The sequence below is a fragment of the Nocardia brasiliensis genome, assembly GCF_042691675.1.
GTDB classification, from domain to species: Bacteria; Actinomycetota; Actinomycetes; order Mycobacteriales; family Mycobacteriaceae; genus Nocardia; species Nocardia brasiliensis_D.
In genome coordinates, this window is record NZ_CP170507.1 from 1231943 (window position 1) to 1251410 (window position 19468).

Sequence of the window (19468 nt, forward strand, 5' to 3'; positions counted from 1 at the left end):
AACCGCGCACCCGCCGCGAATAGTGTTGCCGCACGGTACTGTGAGCCGTGACGGACCCAAGGCGCCGGGCTACTCCGGCCGCCGGATTTCGAGGCGAACAAGCGTGAACGAGGCTGTGAACGAACCGGAACCACCCGAGAACACGGCGTTGCACGACCCCGAGTTCTGGCTCTTCCGCCAGATGCCGCTGCGGTTGATGGTTCCGCTCGCCCTGCTCGCGGCCCTGGCCGCCTGGATCGCCACCGCGTTGGACGCGCCGCTGTGGGGGATCATCACCGCGGGCGCGGTGGTGTTGATCCTCGGAGCGGCGCCGGTGCGCAAACGGGATCCGCGCAATCTGGCCGGGCTGGTCGCCCGCGGCATCGCCTTCCGTTGGCGGCGGACCAAGCCGGGGCCGCTGGTCACCGGCCCGGACGCGATCGACGTGCCGCTGCCGGAGGGCGGTAGCTATGGCGTGCGCTGGGACGGCGAGCTGCTGACCACGATGATCCGCATCGACCCGCCGCCGGACGCGCTGACCCTGCTGCGCCGCGGCTCGCTGAGCACCGACCAGGTGCTGCCGCTCATCGAGGTCGCCAAGTGCCTCGAGCAATTCGACATCAGCCTGGCCTCGGTCGATGTGATCAGCACCGGCGCGCGGACCGCGGGTGGCGGCCCGGTCGCCCAGCTCTACGACCGGATCATCGGGCCGTTGCCCGCCATCGCGCACCGCACGGTGTGGCTGGTGCTTCGCCTCGACCCGCTGGCCAACGCCGAGGCGGTGGACAACCGCGGCGGCGGTGGCACCGGCGCGCTGCGCACCGCGACCATCGCGACCCGCCGGGTAGCCAATCGGCTTGCCGCGCGCGATATCTCGGCCTCGGTGCTGACCGCGGCGGAAATGAACACCGCGGCGCGCAGACTGACCCGGGGTATCCCGCTGGAGGAGTTCGTCGAGACGCCGATCTCGCTGGTGCACGACGACATGCTGTACCTCACCAGCTACGAGATCGGCCCCGAGCTGATCGGCGAGCGCGGCTTCGCCGACATCTGGGCGACGCCGAGTCTCGGCACCACGGTGACCGTCCGGCTGCGACCGGGCGAGCGGAAACCCGGCCGGGCCCATGAAACCGCGGAGCCACCGGTCACCTTGGCCGCCCTGGTCCGATTCGACACCGCCTACGAGCCGGACGAGCCGCCCGTGCCGGGGCTGCGGCCACTGCCGGGCAGGCAATACCGGGCCCTGCTGGACTGTCTGCCGCTGCGCGCGGGCCGCGGCGAGGCCGGGAGCGCGAGCGACTACCGCGGCCCGCTCTCGGCGCTACGCGGGATCGCCGTGCCCACCGCGGGCTGCGGTCAGCTGATCGGTGCCGACGACATCGGGCAGGGGATCGCGGTGCCGCTGATCGGTGACGGCACTCGGCATCTCGAGGTGATCGGCAAGCTGGACCTGGCCCAGCAGGTGATCCTGCGGGCCATCGCGCTCGGCGCGCACACCGTTGTGCACACCGACCGGCCCGAAGCCTGGCACTCGATGGTCGCCAATGTCGCTTCGCCGCATTCGCTTTCGCTCGCGCCCCGGTTCGCGGGCGCCAGCCTGCACCCGGCGCCGGCCAGCCCGCAGCCGGGCATCATCGGCTCCCTCGCGACCGTGGTGGTGTTCGACGGCATCCCGCCGACCACGCTCACCGGTGGCGCGACCATCGTGCACGTTCGCGACCCGCACGACCCGCCGAGTCAATTCGCCGCCGACGTCGTGCTCGTCCAGGACCCGGCGTCGCCGAACCTGATCACGGTCCGCACGTCGACGGCCAGCGCCACGGTCAACATGGTGACCACGCCCGACGAGATGTGGTACATCGGCGAATCGCTGGCCGCCGCCCGCTGAGGGCCGGAATTCCTCCCGGCCCTTCGGCTTTTCTGTGCGCTAGTTGCCCAGGGTCGCGAGGATGCCGCTGAGTGCGGCCTGCATATCCGGCGCCTCGATTCGCATCAGGACCGATTCGTCGATGGCGGTGAGGTCCAGCGAATCGTCGTTGGCCAACCGGAATTCGCGCTCCTCCTCGGCGGATTCGATCACGTTGCGGACGAACCGGCCGTTACCGGCCAAATCGATGCCGCGCCGCTTCTGCCCGCTCTGATCGACGCGCTCGGACTGGTACAGCCCTTCGCACGCCTGGATCAGCAATTGCATTGCCTCATCCGAGAGTTCGGAGTCGCGCGATTTCGCGATGAGCTGGCCGATCTGGCCGAGCTCGACCGGGGTGTAGGAGGGGAATTGCAGGCGCTTGGCGAACCGGGAGGCCAGGCCGTCGTTGGAGGCGAGCAGCCGGTCGATCTCGCCGTCGTAGCCCGCGATGATCACCACCAGGCGGTCACGGTCGTTCTCCATCCTGGCCAGCAGTGTGTCCACCGCTTCGCGGCCGAACGCGTCGCCGCCTTGCAGACCGGTTTGGATCAGCGTGTAGGCCTCGTCGATGAACAGCACGCCGTCCATCGCGGTGTCGATCAGCTTGTCGGTCTTGATCGCGGTGCTGCCGAGGTGCTGGCCGACGAAGTCCATTCGCTTGGCCTCGACGACCTTGTCGGTCTTGAGCAGGCCGACGCCGCAATAGATCTTGGCGACCACCCGCGCGATGGTGGTCTTACCGGTGCCGGGCGGCCCGGTGAAGGCTAGGTGGTTGCCGCGCGACACATTCGCCATGCCCTTCTCGGCCCGGATCTTCGCCAGCTGCGCGGTGGCCTGCAGCTTGGCCACCTGCGTCTTGACGTTGGCGAGGCCGACCTGCTTCTCCAACTCGGCGCGCGCCTCGGTGAGGATCCGCTTGGCCCGGTCCTCGCTCTCGGCCTGCTCGATCGCGTCGGTCGACGGCGCGGTCGCCGGGTCCCACCGGTCGGTGCGGGAGTCGATGGATTCCTTGGTGGTCACCGTGATTCGGTAGGTGCGATCGCGCATCGCGGTGGTGTTCGCGGTGAAATCCGGCGCCTGCGAATACACCTTCTCGAACAGCGCTTGCGCGTCCTCCTCGTTGCCGGTTTCGCGCAAGCACAGACCGCGGCAGAACATGGCCGTCGTCCGGGCCGCCGGGATGGGGCCCTGCTCGGCCTGCTCCATCCGGCGAATCGCCTCGCCGAACAAGCCGAGCTGCGCGCAGGCCGAGCCGACCATCACATGCGCACCCGCCGCCAGATACGGGTCGTCCCACTCGGCCGAACCGGCCAGCACGGACATCACGTCCGGCCAGCGCTGCGTCGTGAAGTGCAGCACGCCACGGATATACGCGCTGATCCGATCGTCGGCCTCGCGGTCGGGGTCCGACAGCATGGACCGCCGATGCGCGGCCAGCTCGTCGAGCACCTTCTCGGCCTCGTCGTACTCCTTGTCCTGGATCAGCTGCGCCGCCTGGGCCAGCCAGATCTCGGTGTGGCTGGCCAGTGGGTAGTCGATGTACAACCCGGCGAGAAAGCGTCCGGCCAGGGCGCGCGACGGCAATCCGAGCCTGCGTTGCTCACGGAACAAGGAAGTCCCGCTGGTCTTGTAGAGGTTGTAGAGGACGTCGCGGGTCACCTCGCCTGCCGCGGCGCGGCCGAGCCACGCATCGCACATGGTGGGGTCCCATTCGGTGGCCCGTTGGAATGCCAGCTTCGCGTACTCCAGATCGCGCGCGGATTCCTGACCATCGATGGTCAGCCCCAGCGATAGGACTCCGGCGTCGAAGGCGCGCTGGGCTTGGCGGTTGCCGGTCGTCATTGCAGTCAGTCCCTGAGATCTACGTGTGAGCAATTGCCTGCGTTCATCTTCCGACCAGCTTAACGGGCATAGCCGGACGAAGTCCGGCTTCAGCCTGCGCACAGCGGAGCGAAGGCAGAGGTCCACGGAATAGCGATCGCGCATGCACGGTCTGTCCGATAGATTAGGTTTTGTTGTCGGTAAGTCGCAACGTGCGTCAACTGACCGCCACGTGCGACGATGTCGTGCATCGGTTCGACAGGTAGGTTGCTGAGGCTAGTGGCTAGATTGGGGTCGTTCACCAGGTGACCGAGTCGTTGAGTAGCGGCTTGGCGGCCGCCGAGCCCGAGCTGTGCCGAGTGTCCGTCATTGGGGGGAATACCCAGCTCGATGTCGGTCTGCCCGCCACGGTGCCCATTGCCACGTTCATCGGCGATCTGGTCGCCCTGATCGCCTCCCGTAACCCGGATGTGGTCGAAAGCGACGACGGCGGAACGCCGTTGCAGACCGAGCACTGGACCCTGGCCCGGCTCGGCCGCGACGCCATCCCGCCGAGCCGCACCCTCGGCGAGGCCGACGTCTACGACGGCGAACTGCTCGTGCTGCGGTCGGTGACCGCGAAAGAGACGCCCGCGCTGTTCGATGACGTCATCGACGCGGTATCCCGGCTGACCACGGTCGACTTCCGCGGTTGGTCACCGGCCGCCGCGCGATGGACCGGTTTGGTCGCCGCGGTGTCGGCGGTGCTGCTCACCCTGATGCTGCTGTTCCGCGAACGTTCGGAGTCCGGCAATCTGGCCGCGCCGTTCCTGACCCTCGGGGTCGCGATCGCGGCGGCGGTGGCGGCGGCGATCGCGTCGCGCAAATACTTCGACCAGCTGACGGCCACCTGGCTGTCGCTGTGCGCGCAGCTGTTGTTCTTCGGCAGCGCGGTGCTGTTCGTGCCGCGTGATCTCGGCAGTCCGCATCTGCTGCTCGGCTTTTCGGTCCTGCTGGTGGCGGCGGTACTGCTCTACCGGGCCACCGCGACCGGGTCGACGCTGTGCGCCGCGACGGTCACCATCGCGCTGTTCGGCGGCATTTCCGCGGCGGTGCGGATGATCTGGGACTCCGATCTGCCGAAGATCTCCGCCGCGGTGCTGGTCGCGGCGATCATTCTGATCTCGATGGTGCCGCGGCTGGCCGCGGTGCTCGCCCGCCTGCCGGTGCCGCCGGTGCCGACCGCGGGTGCGGCGATCGACCCGGCCGACCACGAACCACGGCCGACGATCGAGGGCATCGGCGCCATCGGCGCCACCGCGCTGCCCTCGGCCGCCGGGCTCGGTGAGCGGGCGCGCGCGGCCAATCGCTACCAAACCGGCCTGCTCATCGGATGTTCCGTCGCGGGGGTGATCGGCGCGCTCGGCGCGGCCGACCCGTTCGGCGAGGCCAAGTGGCAGGGCATCACGCTGGCGGTGATCGCCGCGGTGATCCTGTGCACGCGCGGCCGTTCGTTCGCAGACCTGGGGCAGGCGGCGACGCTGATCGCGGGCGGCTGCGCGATCCTCATCGGGTTGATCACCGGACTGGCGCTCGGGGACGAACAGTCCGCGCTGTTGTCGGCGGCGCTGCTGCTCGGCTTGGCGACCGCGGCGGTCGGCTTCGGTGTGATCGGACCGCATCTCGAAGTGACGCCGGTGACCAGGCGGCTGATGGAGATCGCGGAATATCTGCTGATCTGCGCGGTGATCCCACTGGTGCTCTGGTTGATGGGCGTGTATTCGATGGCCAGGAACATATGACCGGTCGGGCCAGCCGACCCGGCTTGCGGCGCGGCGCGGGAATCGCCTGCGCCGCCTGGATTCTCGGTGTGTCCCTGTTCGGCTCGCCGGCCACCGCGGCCGCGATCGGCCCGCCGGTGATCGATCCCGGTGCGCTCGGTATCGCGCTGGAGCTCAGCGGACGGCCCGCGCCGCTGGAGCCGACCGAACAGAAGCTGGTATGCGCCGAACCGATTCTCACCCGCGGCAATCCGGCCGAACCGCCGCTGCCGCAGCGGGTGCTCGACCTGCCCGCGGCCTGGCAGTTCAGCCGTGGCGCCGGGCAGAAGGTCGCGGTGATCGATACCGGGGTGAACCGGCACCCGCGGCTGCCCGCGTTGCAAACCGGCGGTGACTACGTCTCCGATACCGACGGCACCGTCGACTGCGACGGGCACGGCACGATCGTCGCGGGCATCATCGCGGCCCGGCCGAGTCCGGACGACGCGTTCGTCGGTGTCGCGCCGGACGCGGAGATCCTCACCATCCGCCAGCTGAGCCTGGCCTACGAGGCGAAGAGCAAGTCCTATGCGGCGCAGCCGCCGCCCGGCACGATCGCCAGCTCCGGCTATGGCAATGTGCTCACCCTCGCGGGCGCGGTGGTCCGTGCCGTCGACATGGGCGCCACCGTCATCAATATCTCCGAAGTCGCGTGCAGCGCAGCGGGAACCGACACGGCCGACGGCGCGCTCGGTGCCGCGGTGAAATATGCCTACGACCACAACGTCGTCGTGGTGGCCGCCGCGGGCAACCTGCAGCAGGACGGCGCCTGCAAGACCCAGAACGAAGGCACCGGCTGGGGTTCGGTAGCGACCGTGGCCAGCCCGGCGTGGTTCACGCCGTACGTGCTCGCCGTGGGCTCCATCGATCCCGATGGCGCACCCTCGCAGCTTTCACTGCACGGGCCGTGGGTCGGCGTTGCCGCCATCGGCAGGCAGATCACCTCGCTCGACACCAAGCCCGGTGGCACCGGGCTGGTCGACGGCGTGCAGACCGACGAGGGCGTCCGGCCCATCGAGGGAACGAGTTTCGCCGCGCCGTATGTGGCGGGACTGGCCGCGCTCATCCGCGCGCGCTTCCCGGAACTCACCGCCGCTCAGGTGATGGACCGGATCACCAGGACCGCGCACGCGCCCGGCCCCGGCCACGACGACCAGATCGGCGCCGGGCTGATCGACCCGGTCGCCGCGCTCACCGCGCAGCTGCCCGAGCGCCCGCCGAGCGCGGGCGCCGACAGCCCGCACAGCATCGCGGCGCCGGTGGTGCCGCCAGGACCGGACCCACTGCCGCGCAAGATCGCGGTCATCGGTTCCATCACTTGCCTTGCGGCGCTGGCCATCGGCGGAGCAATCGCGGTCCCGTTCCGGCGGGACCGGGGCGAGCCCGTCGACGACCTCGACTTTGACGAAACAGATCGATAGAGGACCCATGGTTACCGAAGGTTTCGTGCGCCGCCCCCGGATCGCCCCGCCACGCGCGCCGGGCGGTGAGGTGGCGCTGAACGCACCGCCGGAGATCCAGCGTCCGCTGCCCGCTCCGCTGATGATCAAGCTGATGCCGGTGATCATGGTCGTCGCCATCGTCGGCATGATCGGCTTCATGGTGATGATGGGTCGCAACCTGCTCGCCAACCCGTTCGCCATGATGTTCCCGATGATGATGCTCATGTCGATGGCCGGCATGATGATGGGCATGCGCGGCGCGGGCCCCAAGGGCGCCGCCGAGCTCAACGAGGAACGCAAGGACTACTTCCGCTACCTCGACCAGATGCGAAAAGAGGTGCGCCGCACCGGCATCAAGCAGCTGGAGGCGCTGGCCTGGAGCCACCCGGAGCCGGTCGACCTGCCCTCGGTGGTCGGCACCCGGCGGATGTGGGAGCGCCGCCCCAACGATCCGGACTTCGGCCACGTGCGGGTCGGCGTCGGCAGCCATCGGCTCGCCACCAAGCTGGCCAGGCCGGAGACCGGCCCGCTGGAAGACCTGGAACCGGTATCCACGGTCGCCCTGCGCCGCTTCGTGCGTACCCACTCGGTGGTGCACCAGCTGCCGACCGCGGTGTCGCTGCGCGCCTTCCCGGCCATCAACATCGACGGCGACCCCACCGAGTCGCGCAAGCTGGTGCGCTCGATGCTGATGGAGCTCACCGCCTTTCACGGCCCCGACCACGTCGCGGTCGCCATCGTCTGCGCCGACCCCGACGGGCCCGCCTGGAGCTGGGCGAAATGGCTTCCGCACCTGCAACATCCGAACGTCCGCGACGGCATGGGTTCGGCCAGAATGATGTACGGCTCGCTCGGCGAGCTGGAGACCGCGCTGGCCTCGGAATTGCTCGAACGCGGCCGGTTCATGCGTAACCCGCAGCCGACCCAGGGCAGGCTGCACCTGGTCGTCGTCATCGATGACGGATACGTCAACGGCACCGAGCGGCTGATCAGCGAGTCCGGCCTGGATTCGGTGACCGTGCTCGACCTCACCTCGCCGGAGAACGGGCTGGCCGCCCGGCGCGGCCTGCAATTGGTGGTCAACGGCGGCGAAGTCAGCGCGCGCAGCGCCACCGGCGTCGAAAAGTTCGCCACCGCCGACGACATCAGCATCGCCGAGGCCGAGTCGTTCGCCCGCGGGCTGGCCCGCTTCCGGATTGCCACCGCGGCACAGATCGTCAGCCTCGGCGACGACACCCGGTCCGACCCCGGCCTGATGGCGCTGCTGAAGATTCCCGACGCCGCGCAGATCGATCCGACCAAGGTCTGGCGCCCGCGCACCGCGCGCGAACGGCTCCGGGTGCCCATCGGTGTCACCCCGGACGGCACCCCGGTCGAGATCGACATCAAGGAATCCGCCGAGTTCGGTATGGGTCCGCACGGATTGTGCATCGGCGCAACGGGTTCGGGTAAGTCGGAGTTCCTGCGCACGCTGGTGCTGTCCATGGTGACCACGCACTCGCCGGACGCGCTGAACCTGGTGCTCGTCGACTTCAAGGGCGGCGCCACCTTCCTCGGTCTCGATCCGCTGCCGCACGTCGCGGCGGTCATCACCAACCTCGAGGAAGAGCTCTCGATGGTGGACCGCATGCGTGACGCGCTTGCCGGTGAGATGAACCGCCGCCAGGAGCTGCTGCGCTCGGCCGGAAACTTCGCCAACGTCACCGATTACGAGAAGGCCCGCGCCGCGGGTGCGGCGCTCGACCCGCTGCCCGCGCTGTTCGTGATCGTCGACGAGTTCTCCGAACTGCTCTCCCAGAAACCGGATTTCGCGGACCTGTTCGTGATGATCGGCCGCCTCGGCCGGTCGCTGCACGTGCACCTGCTGCTCGCCTCGCAGCGCCTCGAAGAGAACAAGCTGCGCGGCCTCGACTCGCACCTGTCCTACCGGATCGGCCTGCGTACCTTCTCCGCCAACGAATCTCGCGCCGTGCTCGGTATCACCGACGCCTACCACCTGCCCGCCATCCCGGGCTCCGGCTACCTCAAGAGCGACGCCGACGATCCGTTGCGCTTCAACGCGACCTACGTCTCCGGCCCCTACGTTTCGCCGAGCGGTGGCAGGCAGGTGGACGGCCGGTTCGTCGGCGGCCAGGCACCGACGGTGTTCACCGCGGCCCCGGTCGAAATGCCCGAGCGGCCCGTGCTGCCGGAACCGGCACGTCCGGCGCTGCCCGACCTGCCGCCGCCACCGAGCGCGGACGAGGGCATCCCGGAGACGCTGCTCGAGGTCGTCGTGAAACGCCTTACCGGACATGGTCGTCCGGCGCACGAGGTGTGGCTGCCGCCGCTGGACGAGTCGCCGACCGTGGATATGCTGCTGCCCGACCCGGATTGGCGTTCGCCGGTCAATCGGCACGGACAGCTCTGGATGCCGATCGGTGTCATCGACAAGCCGTACGAGCAGCGCCGCGACGTGCTCACCATCCAATTGGCCGGTGCCCAAGGCAATATTGCGGTTGTCGGCGGCCCGCAGTCCGGCAAGTCGATGACGCTGCGCACCATCGTGATGGCGGCCGCGGCCACGCACACGCCCGAACAAGTGCAGTTCTACTGTCTCGACTTCGGTGGCGGCAGCCTGTCGAGCCTGAACGGCATACCGCATGTCGGCTCGGTCGCCGGCCGACTGGACAGCGACCGGGTGCGGCGCACCCTCGCCGAGCTCACCACGCTGCTGCGCCAGCGCGAGGAACGATTCACCGAGCTGGGCATCGAATCCATGACGGACTTCCGGCGGCGTAAGTACGCCCAGCTGGAGGCCAGGCTCATCAACGGGACCGAAGCCGCGGCAAACGATCCGCTGGCCGCCGACCAATTCGGCGACGTGTTCCTGGTGATCGACGGCTACGCGGCGCTGCGTGAGGAATTCGACACGCTGGAGCCGCAGATCAACGCGATTGCCGCGCAGGGTCTTTCGTACGGCATCCACTTGATCATCGCGGCCGCCCGGTGGATGGAGATCCGGCCCGCGGTCAAGGATCAGATCGGCACCCGGTTGGAGCTGCGCCTCGGCGATCCGACGGACTCCGAAATGGGCAGGCGCACCGCGGCTCTCGTGCCGGTCGGCCGCCCTGGGCGCGGTCTGACCCCGGACGAGCTGCACATGCTCATCGCGCTGCCGCGACTGGATTCCGACTCCGACCCGCATACCGTGATCGACGGGGTGGCGTCGGCGAAGACTCAGCTCGCCGAGCTGTACCCCGGCAGGCAGGCACCCGAGGTGCGCATGCTGCCGCAGAAGATCGAGCGCGACGATGTACTGGAGATCGCGCGCGCGTACGGCGTCCAACTCGGCCCCGGCAAGGTTGTTGTCGGCCTCGGCGAGGACGAATTGGAGCCGTTCGTCCTGGATTTCGATGCCGAACCGCATTTCATGTTCTTCGCCGACGTCGAGTGCGGCAAGACGACGTTCCTGCGGAATATCGCCATGGGCATCGCCGAGAACTCGACGCCGGAGCAGGCCAAGATCATCCTGATCGACTACCGGCGCACCATGCTCGGCGTGGTGGACCCCGATCGGCTCGCCGGCTACTCGACCTCGTCGCAGACCTCGGGCCCGATGATGGCCGAGCTGGCCAGGTTCATGTCCAAGCGCATCCCCGGCTCCGACATCACCCCACAGGAACTGCGGGAGCGCAGCTGGTGGACCGGGCCGGAGATCTTCGTTCTGGTCGACGACTACGACATGGTGGTCACCGGCACCAACCCGCTGGTCGCGTTGCTCGAATACCTGCCGCAGGCAAGGGATATCGGGCTGCACCTGATCGTCACCCGGCGCACCGGCGGCGTCTCGCGCGCCCTTTACGATCACGTGCTCGGCGGCATGAAGAACATGTCGGTGGACACGCTGATCGGCAGCGGGCCGAGGGACGAAGGCAAGATCATCGGTGACGTCCGCCCGTCGAAACTGCCGCCGGGGCGCGGCACGCTGGTCTCCCGTTCCCGCGGGCAGGAGATGGTGCAGATCGCCTATCTGCCGCCGCTGTAGGCGAGCGCGTCGTCAGGCGTCACGGTGCGGCGTGGGCGTTCGGGGGATGTCAGCCGGTACCGGTGAGTTACCCACGCGCCCAGGAGATCTCGTGTTGCGTGGTCTCGAAATCCCAGCTGTCGGTGCGGCGTTCGAAGAGGGCACGAGAAGGGCCGGTTGCTACCGGCCCGGCGATGCGGGCGAGGTGGAAACCGGCCCTGCGGTAATAGTCGTGTAATTCTGCGTTCGTGGTCCAAGCGTCTAGTCGGACCCAGTCGCGTTCCTGTTGGCGGGCAAGCATTGCCGCGTGCTCGAGTAGTCGGCGGCCGAGGCGCTGGCCCGCGAAGCGTAGGTCGACGATCATGTAGTGCACGATTACCGCGTCGGTCAGCTCCCACGGCGACCAGAGCCCGGGATCGGCTCGATGATTGACGGTGATCGTGCCCGCGGGCTCGCCCGCGACCTCGGCGATCCAGGTCTCACCCGCGTCGAGGGAACGACCGACCCCCCTGGCGAAGATCTCGATGGGCAGCCCGCGACCGGCCACCGTCCACTGGTCGGAGCCGCGTGCGGCCAGCCACGCCGTGCGCTGCACGCGGAGCCGACAGATCACGCCGAGATCGCCAATTGTCGCTTGGCGGAGCACGGTACTCATGGCAACGAGATACCTGGCCCATACGACACGCCGAGGGTGCGGCCGATGACGGCCATCCCTTCGGCGTCGCCGAGGTGGTAGGCGAGTCGGTTGCTCGCGGCGATGGAGCGGTGCCGGGTGGCCCGGGTGACCCGCTCGTGGTTGGCGCCGATCCGCAAGTGGTCCAACAGGATCGTGCCGGTGGCCACGCCGAGCACGGTGGCCTCTTCGGCGGTGGCGGGCCGTGCCGTCAGGGTGTCACGGTGCGCGGTCTCGGCCTGGCCGCGATCGGCGAGCCGACGGGTCGTGCCCTCCGGAATGTCGTGCGGCGAGTCGATTCCGGTGGCCTCGGCCAGGTCTCGCGGGTAGAAGCTGACCTCCCACGACCACGGCTCGTTGTCGAGATACTGGACGACCGTTCGAGCAAGCACCCAGGCATCCTCCGGCACGCCGAGCCAGAATGCGACTTCCGGGCCTGCGGGCTCCATTCGCGCGCTGAACTCTTTGGACGGCACCCGGTGCGCGGCGCGCGCGATCTCCTCGAAAATATCGTGCGCGGACTTGGGCCGGTCGAGTCGAATATGGTCGGTAACCACCGATTCCAGAACTTCCTGGTTTCGCACGATGGTGCCGCGGGAAGTAGCTGTATAGACGAGATTTTCGGTGACCAGGACCTGAATCGCGTTGCGAGCCGTAGTAAGCGATACCTGCATGTGCTCTGCCAGCTCCGTGTGGCTGGGCAACCGATCACCCGGTTTCCACTTGCCTGCGCGGATCTCCTCGCGGAGGAGGTCTGCGATCCGGTGATATGTCGGACCGTCCGCCATCTTGCTCCTCGGTTGGTCGTGCAGGTAACGAAGTGTACTCTTCGTGACTTCCTACGGCCCGGTAACGCTTGACAGGTGCCTTCAGAGGTTTATTGTAATGAACGTCCTGATCCGGTGTTGTGCGGCGATGACGGCGAGGCAACGTGGCAGGTTCGGATACAACGGTCGTAATGGCTCTCCCCGGCACACTGCGGTGTGCCGATTCGGTGGTGCAGTCCCAAGGTCCTGGGCTGCTTCCCACTTCGGATCTACTTGTTCGGGCGTGTCGTGGGCACCGCGTAGTCGGTGGTCCGCTGCTCTGGTTCGCCCGCGATCTCGCGGTGCTGCACGAGCGGCGACTGGTCGGCCGCGGCGGCTCGGTGGACACCGATCCACTGGTGGTCCTCGAAATCGAGCGCCGCAGAGTCGAATTGGTGATGGCCATCGATGACTGGGTCGCGCGCAGTGTGCCCCAGCATCGGCTCGGTGCGACCCTGCACACCGAAACCGTCGGCGCGGTCATCGACCGCCTCGCCGAGTCCTCGGTGCGCGCGCACCACGCCCTGATGACCCTGGACGCGCACGACGAAAGATTGCACGGCGCTTGGCATCACCTGGCCGAGCTCGCCGACGCCTACGACGATCTCGTCCGCGACATCCTCGCAGGCAGACGTCGTCTCCCGGAGTGGTAGCTACCCGCCGCGGCTCGAACCTATAGCCCGCGAACCACTTTCGCCCCCGCCGAAGCAGCCGGGGTGCGAGGTCGATTGAGTGCGAGGTCTCACAGACCGTCCATACGCTTCACAGCGGGTGTAGTCCCTGTGAAGCGTATGGACGCTTTGTGAGTAGGGCTCGGAATCGTTCGGCCCGTGTGTCACGTGACGGTGTGACGCAGGGCTGTTTTCAGGGGTGGTAGCGGCGGTGGTCGGTGGCGAAATCGTCGGCAATGGTAGCGGCGAGTTCGACGTAGGCGCGCTTGGTCTGCTTGTGCAGGCGGTGCAGGTCGATCTCGGCGCCCTCGGACATGTGCGCGTCGAAGGGGATGATGTGCACGGCGCGGCAGCGGGACAGGAAGTACTCCCGCAGCTGCATGATGCCGACGTTGGGGGAGCCCGCGCGTGGTGAGTTGATCACCACTACCGCGTTGCGGACCAGGTGGTCGTGTCCGTGCAGCGAGAGCCAGTCCAAAGTCGCTGCGGCACTGCGGGCCCCGTCGATCGCGGGGGAGGAGATCAGCACCAGCGAGTGGGCCAGATCGAGCACGCCCGACATCGCCGAGTGCATGAGTCCGGTGCCACAGTCGGTGAGGATGATGTTGTAGAACCGCTGCAAGATGCGCGCCACCGCGCGGTACTCGTCCTCGCTGAACGCCTCCGATGCCGCCGGATCGCGCTCGCTGGCAAGCACTTCCAGGCGGCTGGTGGCCTGCGAGGTGTGCCTGCGCACGTCCGAGTAGCGCTGGATCGACGGATCGAGCAGCAGGTCGCGCACGGTGGACCTGGTCTGCAACGGCACCCGCTGGGACAGCGTGCCGAAGTCGGGGTTGGCGTCGACCGCGATCACCCGGTCACCGCGAATCGACGCGAAGATCGACCCGATACCCATTGTCGTGGTGGTCTTTCCGACGCCACCCTTCAGCGAGAGCACCGCGATCCGGTAGTCGCCGCGCACCGGTTGCCTGATCCGGGCGACCAGTTCCTGCAGCCGTCGCTCCTCGGCGGACAACCCCGGATTGATCGCGCCACCGGACACATGATGCACGGCCTTGCGCCAACCACTACCCGGCGACTTCTTGGCTCGCCGCATCGGCACATCGTCCAGTGACGGCGGCGGTCCCTGCTGGTACTGCACACCCGGCGGGTACTGCGGTGGCACACCGGGTGTTCCCGGATGCTGCGGACGGCCCGACGGCTGGCCCCACTGCCCGGCCTGCGGTCCCGGTGCCTGCCCCCCGACGAAACCACCGGGTGCCTGTGGTCCGAGCTGTTCACTACCTGGCGCCTGCCCACCGGCGAACGGCGGTGTGTGGCCAGCGGATGTCGGTCCAACCGGGTTGCCCCACTGCTCGCCCGGTCGCGGCGGCCCGATCTGCTCGCTACTCGGCGCTTGGCCACCGGCGAATGGTGCTGCCGGGCCCGCGGTTTCGTTTACCGGCGCGGCATTGCGCCACTGCTGGGGCGCCTGCGGTCCGGGCTCGCTGCCCGGCGCTTGGCCACCGGCGAATGGTGCTGCCGGGCCCGCGGTTTCGCTTGTCGGTGCGACATTGCGCCATTGCTCGCCGGGTGCCTGCTGTCCCGGTGGAGCACTTACCGGTGCCTGTCGGCTGACCGGCGGCGTGTGGCCGGTGAATTCGCCGGTAGGCGCTTGGGTGGCCGGAGCGCGCCATTGCTCGCCGGGTGCCTCCGGTCGGGCTTGCTCGGTGCCCGGCGCCTGTCCAGTGGGTCCGTCCTGTCGGACCGGTCCTACCGGGATGCGTTGTTGCTCGGTCGGCGCGTGCGGACCGGTCGACGGCTGCGGTTGCCCCTCAGGTCCCGGCTGCGCCGCGGTCTCGGCGGGTAGCCGGTGCCGTCCGGTGCCCGGCCTGGCCGGACCGGTGCTCGCACCCGACGAAGTCACCCAGCCGGGTGCCTGTCGAACGGGGTCGGGCTGTTCGGATTCCGCCTGCCAGCCGGGAAGTCGCGGCCCGCCCGTCCCGTTCGGACCTTGGTACTCGGCCGCGGGCGCCTGTGGTGTGGCGGCCGGATCATGCGGTCGATCCGGCTGTGGCGCACCGAGTGGCCCGGAGACCGGCGAGCCCGCCGTGCTCGGCGTTCGAGCGCCGCCGGGCAGTCGCTGTCCGTGCTCTGGCGCCGTCGGACCCGAAGGTGCCGAACCATCGGCGGGTCCCGGGCTCGGTTGCCGCTGCGGCGGCAGACCGGGTGTCGTTGTGCCGGAACCGGGTTCCGCACCGGACTGCTCGGCACCCGGCACGCGATCTCGGTTCGGTGGCGCGACCCCGTGCTCCGGGGTCGCCGTGCCGGAGTGGTCGGCAGTCGCGGAGATATCGCCGCTCGGTGTGCGGGTCTGGCCCCGCACATCTTCGGGAGCTGGTGTGTCGCCAGGTGCGGGCTTGCGGCTCGGGCCGGACGATCCGGCTCCACTTGTCTGCGGGTCCGGCGTGTTAGGTGCCTCGCCGGTAGATCCGGCGTCGGTCGGTCCGGTGACTGCCGGTTCGTCGGAACCGGTCTCGGTCGCCGCCTGACCACTACGGGCGGCGAATTCGCCAGGGGGAGGCGGAAGTTCCGGTCCGCGCCGGCTGGGCCGTTCGGCCTGCTCCGGTGCGCTACGAGACGCCCCGAGATCGGCGGGCGCCAGCCAGGGTGGCGGACCGTCCGCGCCGCGCGGCGGTGCCGTCGGCTGATCGAGTCGGGCCGACGGGACTGCCTCGGCGGGCGGCATTGCCGATCGCCCGCCCGGCGGGTTCCCCTGTGGCGCCGGAGGTTCCGGCAACGGGGGCCGACGGGGCGACTCTGCCGGAGCGGTCGTCCCCTGTTCGGGCCTCGGTCCGGCCAGCCACGGCGGCGGGCCGTCGGACTCGGGCGCGGGCGGCGCCGAACGCTCGGCCGGAGCGGCAGGCGCGCCGGTGGACGCGGACGGCGGTGCCTCCGGAATCGCGGGCGGTGGTGGCAGATCCGGCCTGGCGGCCGGGTGGCGCACGGTCGCATCGCTCGATACGGGTGCTTCGGCATCGGCTCGCCTGCCCAGCGGTTGGAATGCCGGGGGCGGCGGGCCAGGGTTGCGGGTGGGCAGACCGAGGGCGGGTCCCTCGGCCCGCGGCGGGGGTCCGGCCTGCCACGCCTCGTCCTGGCGCGGTTGGGCGGGTGCTTCGGGGTGGGCGGGGGCTTCGGGGTTCGGCTGCCGCCACGCGCCGTTGTCCGGGGAATCGGGTTGCGGGGCTTGGGGTGCGCGCGGATCCGGCTGCGGCGCGCGGAGTTCCGGTTCCCGCGGCGGCACTTGCGGCCCGCGGGTGGCGGATTCGGGTGCGCGACCGACCTGGTTCGGCTGCTGCTCCGCGGCGGGCTGCTCGTCGTTCTTGTCGCGGCGCCAGCCCTTGCGGCGCTTCTCCTGGCGTGAGCTCGGCGCTGCTTCGGAGCCTTCGGCTGCCCGGCCCTTGAATCGACCGCGCCTGCGACTCGGCCCTTCTTCGATCAGTTCGTCAGGGGGAAGGTTCTGCACCGGCGCTTCGTAGCCGACCTGGGTGACTTCGCTCTCCGATAGCCACGGCGGCAGCATGGGGAGGCCGTCGTTATTACGACTCACGGCTGCACCTCGCTGGCGCTCGGCTCCGCCGTGCCCGAAGGCGCTGTGTATGGGGTTCGCTCGCTACGCTCGCTCACGGATCCCCCTAGATCTGCTCGACCTTTATACCTGGACAGCGGTCAGTTTACGCGACGTCCGGACACCACTGTGGGGCAGGAGGCCAGGGGGTCGCGGGTGCGAATTTCCTGCTCTGATCGGCGCGAAAAGAGTACTGGCGGCCGCTGCTGGCAGGGGGCATTTTTGCCGGAACCGGGGGCTACCGGTAAGCTGGAGCGGCGGTGCACCTATGCGCCGACTGTTTGCGTGTCATCGGTCAGGTTCGACCGACCGGTCCATGTAAGCAGAAACAAGCCAAACAAACCAGGTTGAGCGTAACCGGGATCGCGGAGGACATGGCGAAGAAAGACGGGGCCATCGAGGTCGAGGGTCGAGTTGTCGAGCCGCTGCCCAATGCGATGTTCCGGATCGAGCTCGAGAACGGTCACAAGGTTCTCGCGCACATCAGCGGGAAGATGCGGCAGCACTACATTCGTATCCTCCCCGAGGACCGTGTGGTCGTCGAGCTGTCTCCCTACGACCTGTCGCGCGGCCGGATCGTTTACCGCTACAAGTGAATCGAGTGGGCGAGCCCTGCTCGCGGAGCGCTCGCCGAAGTCGATTCACTTGGTGTTTTGTGGGGGTGCAACCCCCACGCCCCGCCCGGCGGGCTTCGCCCCCGGACCCCCGGACGGGGCTCGGTAGGGCGGATCGCTCGCTTTTGAGCCGGACCCTTCGGGGTTCGGTAGGGCGGAACGCTCGCCTTTAGGTGACACGCTCGCCCGGCAGGGCGGGACCGTCGCTCGACAGAGCGGCACAACAGACTTCCCCAGCGAATCGGCTGGGGAAAAACTGTGTTCACACCCGTGTGAACCACAACAAGATTGGACGGACGTGAAGGTTCAGCCGAGCGTCAAGAAGATCTGCGAGAAGTGCAAGGTGATCCGCCGTCACGGTCGGGTCATGGTGATCTGCGACAACCTGCGCCACAAGCAGCGCCAGGGCTGATCAAAGCGGGGGCGACCCCACGATCACCAGCCGGGCACCGATCACTGATCGGCTTGGCCACAAATAAAGAAGAACTCCCAGCTCCAGCCGCACGCTGCGGAAATTCCGGGTTCGCCCGGGGGCGTGTGCGCCTACCACCGGTACGGAGGCCGGTGCCCCACCAAGACGAGGGGACGGACAGGGAGCAGACCTCCGCCAAAGTTAAGGAACCTGCCACATGGCACGTCTCATGGGCGTTGATCTCCCGCGCGAAAAGCGCATGGAGATCGCGCTGACCTACATCTACGGCGTCGGCCGTACCCGCTCCAAGGAGATCCTCGCGGCCACCGGCATCAGCCCGGACCTGCGCAGCAAGGACCTCAGCGACGATCAGGTGACGCAGCTGCGTGACTACATCGAGAGCTCGCCCGAGCTCAAGGTCGAAGGTGACCTGCGCCGCGAGGTGCAGGCCGACATCCGTCGCAAGATCGAGATCGGCTGCTACCAGGGTCTGCGCCACCGTCGTGGTCTGCCCGTGCGTGGTCAGCGCACCAAGACCAACGCGCGCACCCGCAAGGGCCCGAAGCGCACCGTCGCCGGCAAGAAGAAGTAGGGGATAACCGATGCCTCCGAAGTCCAGGGCCTCCGGCCCCAAGAAGACCCAGAAGTCGCGTCGCCGGGAAAAGAAGAACGTCCCGCACGGCCACGCACACATCAAGAGCACGTTCAACAACACCATCGTGTCGATCACCGACCCGGCCGGCAACGTCATCTCCTGGGCGTCGTCGGGCCACGTCGGCTTCAAGGGTTCGCGCAAGTCGACCCCGTTCGCCGCGCAGCTCGCCGCCGAGAACGCTGCCCGCAAGGCGCAGGAGAACGGCGTCAAGAAGGTCGACGTGTTCGTCAAGGGCCCGGGTTCGGGCCGCGAGACCGCGATCCGTTCGCTGCAGGCCGCGGGCCTGGAAGTGGGCACGATCTCCGATGTCACCCCGCAGCCGCACAACGGCTGCCGTCCGCCCAAGCGGCGTCGAGTCTAGCGGGAAAGGAATAGCGAAAAATGGCTCGTTATACAGGCCCCATCACCCGCAAGTCGCGTCGTCTGCGCGTCGACCTCGTCGGCGGTGACCAGGCGTTCGAACGTCGCCCCTACCCGCCCGGCCAGCACGGCCGCGCGCGGATCAAGGAGAGCGAGTACCTGCTCCAGCTGCAGGAGAAGCAGAAGGCTCGCTTCTCCTACGGCGTCATGGAGAAGCAGTTCCGCCGGTACTACGAAGAGGCCAACCGCCTCAAGGGCAAGACCGGTGACAACCTGCTTCGTCTGCTGGAGTGCCGTCTGGACAACGTCGTGTACCGCGCGGGTCTCGCGCGTACCCGTCGCCAGGCTCGCCAGCTGGTCAGCCACGGCCACTTCCTGGTGAACAACCGGAGCGTCAACGTTCCGAGCTTCCAGGTGACCCAGTACGACATCATCGATGTCAAGGAGAAGTCGCTGAGCACGCTGCCGTTCCAGGTGGCGCGCGAGACCGTCGGCGACCGTCCGGTCCCCGGCTGGCTGCAGGTCATCCCGGGCCGTCTCCGGATCCTGGTGCACCAGCAGCCGGAACGCGCTCAGATCGATGTGCCACTGCAGGAACAGCTGATCGTCGAGTACTACTCGAAGTAACGCGCGGCGAGCCGTCCTGGTCACCCGGGACGGAATCGCGCACAGCTCAACGCTGCTACTGGTGCGTGATCGCCCCGAACCGGGCGA

General features: G+C 68.6%; 14 protein-coding genes. 10 read left to right on the plus strand and 4 right to left on the minus strand.

Annotation, left to right across the window (positions count from 1 at the left end; genetic code table 11):
- Window positions 1-103 precede the first annotated feature (103 nt).
- A complete protein-coding gene (gene eccE, locus ACFK0J_RS05780) occupies window positions 104-1867 on the plus strand; it encodes a type VII secretion protein EccE (RefSeq protein WP_378737237.1) in 1764 nt (587 codons plus the stop codon).
- Window positions 1868-1906: 39 nt separating this feature from the next.
- Here eccE and eccA read toward each other — a convergent pair whose 3' ends face one another.
- A complete protein-coding gene (gene eccA, locus ACFK0J_RS05785; RefSeq protein WP_378737239.1) occupies window positions 1907-3730 on the minus strand; it encodes a type VII secretion AAA-ATPase EccA in 1824 nt (607 codons plus the stop codon).
- A gap of 284 nt (window positions 3731-4014) precedes the next feature.
- Between eccA and eccD the strand changes: the two genes are divergently transcribed.
- From eccD to eccCa, 3 genes are read left to right on the plus strand one after another with little or no spacing between them, the layout of a single operon-like run.
- Window positions 4015-5490: a type VII secretion integral membrane protein EccD gene (gene eccD / locus ACFK0J_RS05790; RefSeq protein WP_378737241.1), complete on the plus strand. Its 1476-nt coding sequence runs from the start codon at window positions 4015-4017 to the stop codon at window positions 5488-5490.
- Window positions 5487-6929: a type VII secretion-associated serine protease mycosin gene (gene mycP, locus ACFK0J_RS05795; protein ID WP_378737243.1), complete on the plus strand. Its 1443-nt coding sequence runs from the start codon at window positions 5487-5489 to the stop codon at window positions 6927-6929. The genes eccD and mycP overlap by 4 nt, the downstream gene beginning before the upstream one ends.
- Window positions 6930-6936: 7 nt before the next feature.
- Entirely contained in the window at window positions 6937-10977 is a 4041-nt protein-coding gene (gene eccCa, locus ACFK0J_RS05800; protein WP_378737245.1) for a type VII secretion protein EccCa, read from the plus strand.
- Between the two features lie 67 nt (window positions 10978-11044).
- Here eccCa and ACFK0J_RS05805 read toward each other — a convergent pair whose 3' ends face one another.
- Window positions 11045-11611: a GNAT family N-acetyltransferase gene (locus ACFK0J_RS05805; RefSeq protein ID WP_378737247.1), complete on the minus strand. Its 567-nt coding sequence runs from the start codon at window positions 11609-11611 to the stop codon at window positions 11045-11047.
- Complete coding sequence (locus ACFK0J_RS05810; RefSeq protein ID WP_378737249.1) at window positions 11608-12417, minus strand: GntR family transcriptional regulator; 810 nt, start codon at window positions 12415-12417, stop codon at window positions 11608-11610. Before ACFK0J_RS05810 ends, ACFK0J_RS05805 begins: the two co-directional genes overlap by 4 nt.
- Before the next feature lie 170 nt (window positions 12418-12587).
- On the opposite strand from ACFK0J_RS05810, the gene ACFK0J_RS05815 reads away from it, so the two are divergent.
- Window positions 12588-13088 carry a DUF4254 domain-containing protein gene (locus tag ACFK0J_RS05815; RefSeq protein WP_378737251.1) on the plus strand — a complete coding sequence of 167 codons (501 nt, stop codon included), beginning with the start codon at window positions 12588-12590 and terminating at the stop codon, window positions 13086-13088.
- A 211-nt stretch (window positions 13089-13299) separates the two neighbouring features.
- On the opposite strand, the gene ACFK0J_RS05820 is transcribed toward ACFK0J_RS05815, so the two are convergent.
- Window positions 13300-16695: an AAA family ATPase gene (locus ACFK0J_RS05820; protein ID WP_378737253.1), complete on the minus strand. Its 3396-nt coding sequence runs from the start codon at window positions 16693-16695 to the stop codon at window positions 13300-13302.
- Between the two features lie 392 nt (window positions 16696-17087).
- Between ACFK0J_RS05820 and infA the strand changes: the two genes are divergently transcribed.
- The 5 genes from infA to rpsD all read left to right on the plus strand — a co-directional run bounded on the left by infA (window position 17088) and on the right by rpsD (window position 19381).
- Window positions 17088-17309, plus strand: coding sequence for a translation initiation factor IF-1 (gene infA / locus ACFK0J_RS05825; RefSeq protein ID WP_003418601.1), 222 nt, complete (start codon window positions 17088-17090; stop codon window positions 17307-17309).
- Window positions 17310-17625: 316 nt separating this feature from the next.
- Window positions 17626-17739 (plus strand): 50S ribosomal protein L36, encoded by a 114-nt coding sequence (rpmJ, locus tag ACFK0J_RS05830; protein ID WP_011207363.1) that lies wholly within the window; start codon window positions 17626-17628, stop codon window positions 17737-17739.
- A 217-nt stretch (window positions 17740-17956) separates the two neighbouring features.
- Window positions 17957-18331, plus strand: a complete 375-nt coding sequence (rpsM, locus tag ACFK0J_RS05835) for a 30S ribosomal protein S13 (RefSeq protein ID WP_218473860.1) — start codon at window positions 17957-17959, stop codon at window positions 18329-18331.
- Window positions 18332-18341: 10 nt separating this feature from the next.
- The gene (rpsK, locus tag ACFK0J_RS05840) at window positions 18342-18755 is read left to right on the plus strand and encodes a 30S ribosomal protein S11 (RefSeq protein ID WP_040731638.1); all 414 of its coding nucleotides are present in this window, start codon (window positions 18342-18344) and stop codon (window positions 18753-18755) included.
- A 20-nt stretch (window positions 18756-18775) separates the two neighbouring features.
- On the plus strand, window positions 18776-19381 hold the full coding sequence (gene rpsD, locus ACFK0J_RS05845; RefSeq protein ID WP_218473862.1) for a 30S ribosomal protein S4: 606 nt from the start codon (window positions 18776-18778) through the stop codon (window positions 19379-19381).
- The last annotated feature ends 87 nt before the right edge of the window (window positions 19382-19468 follow it).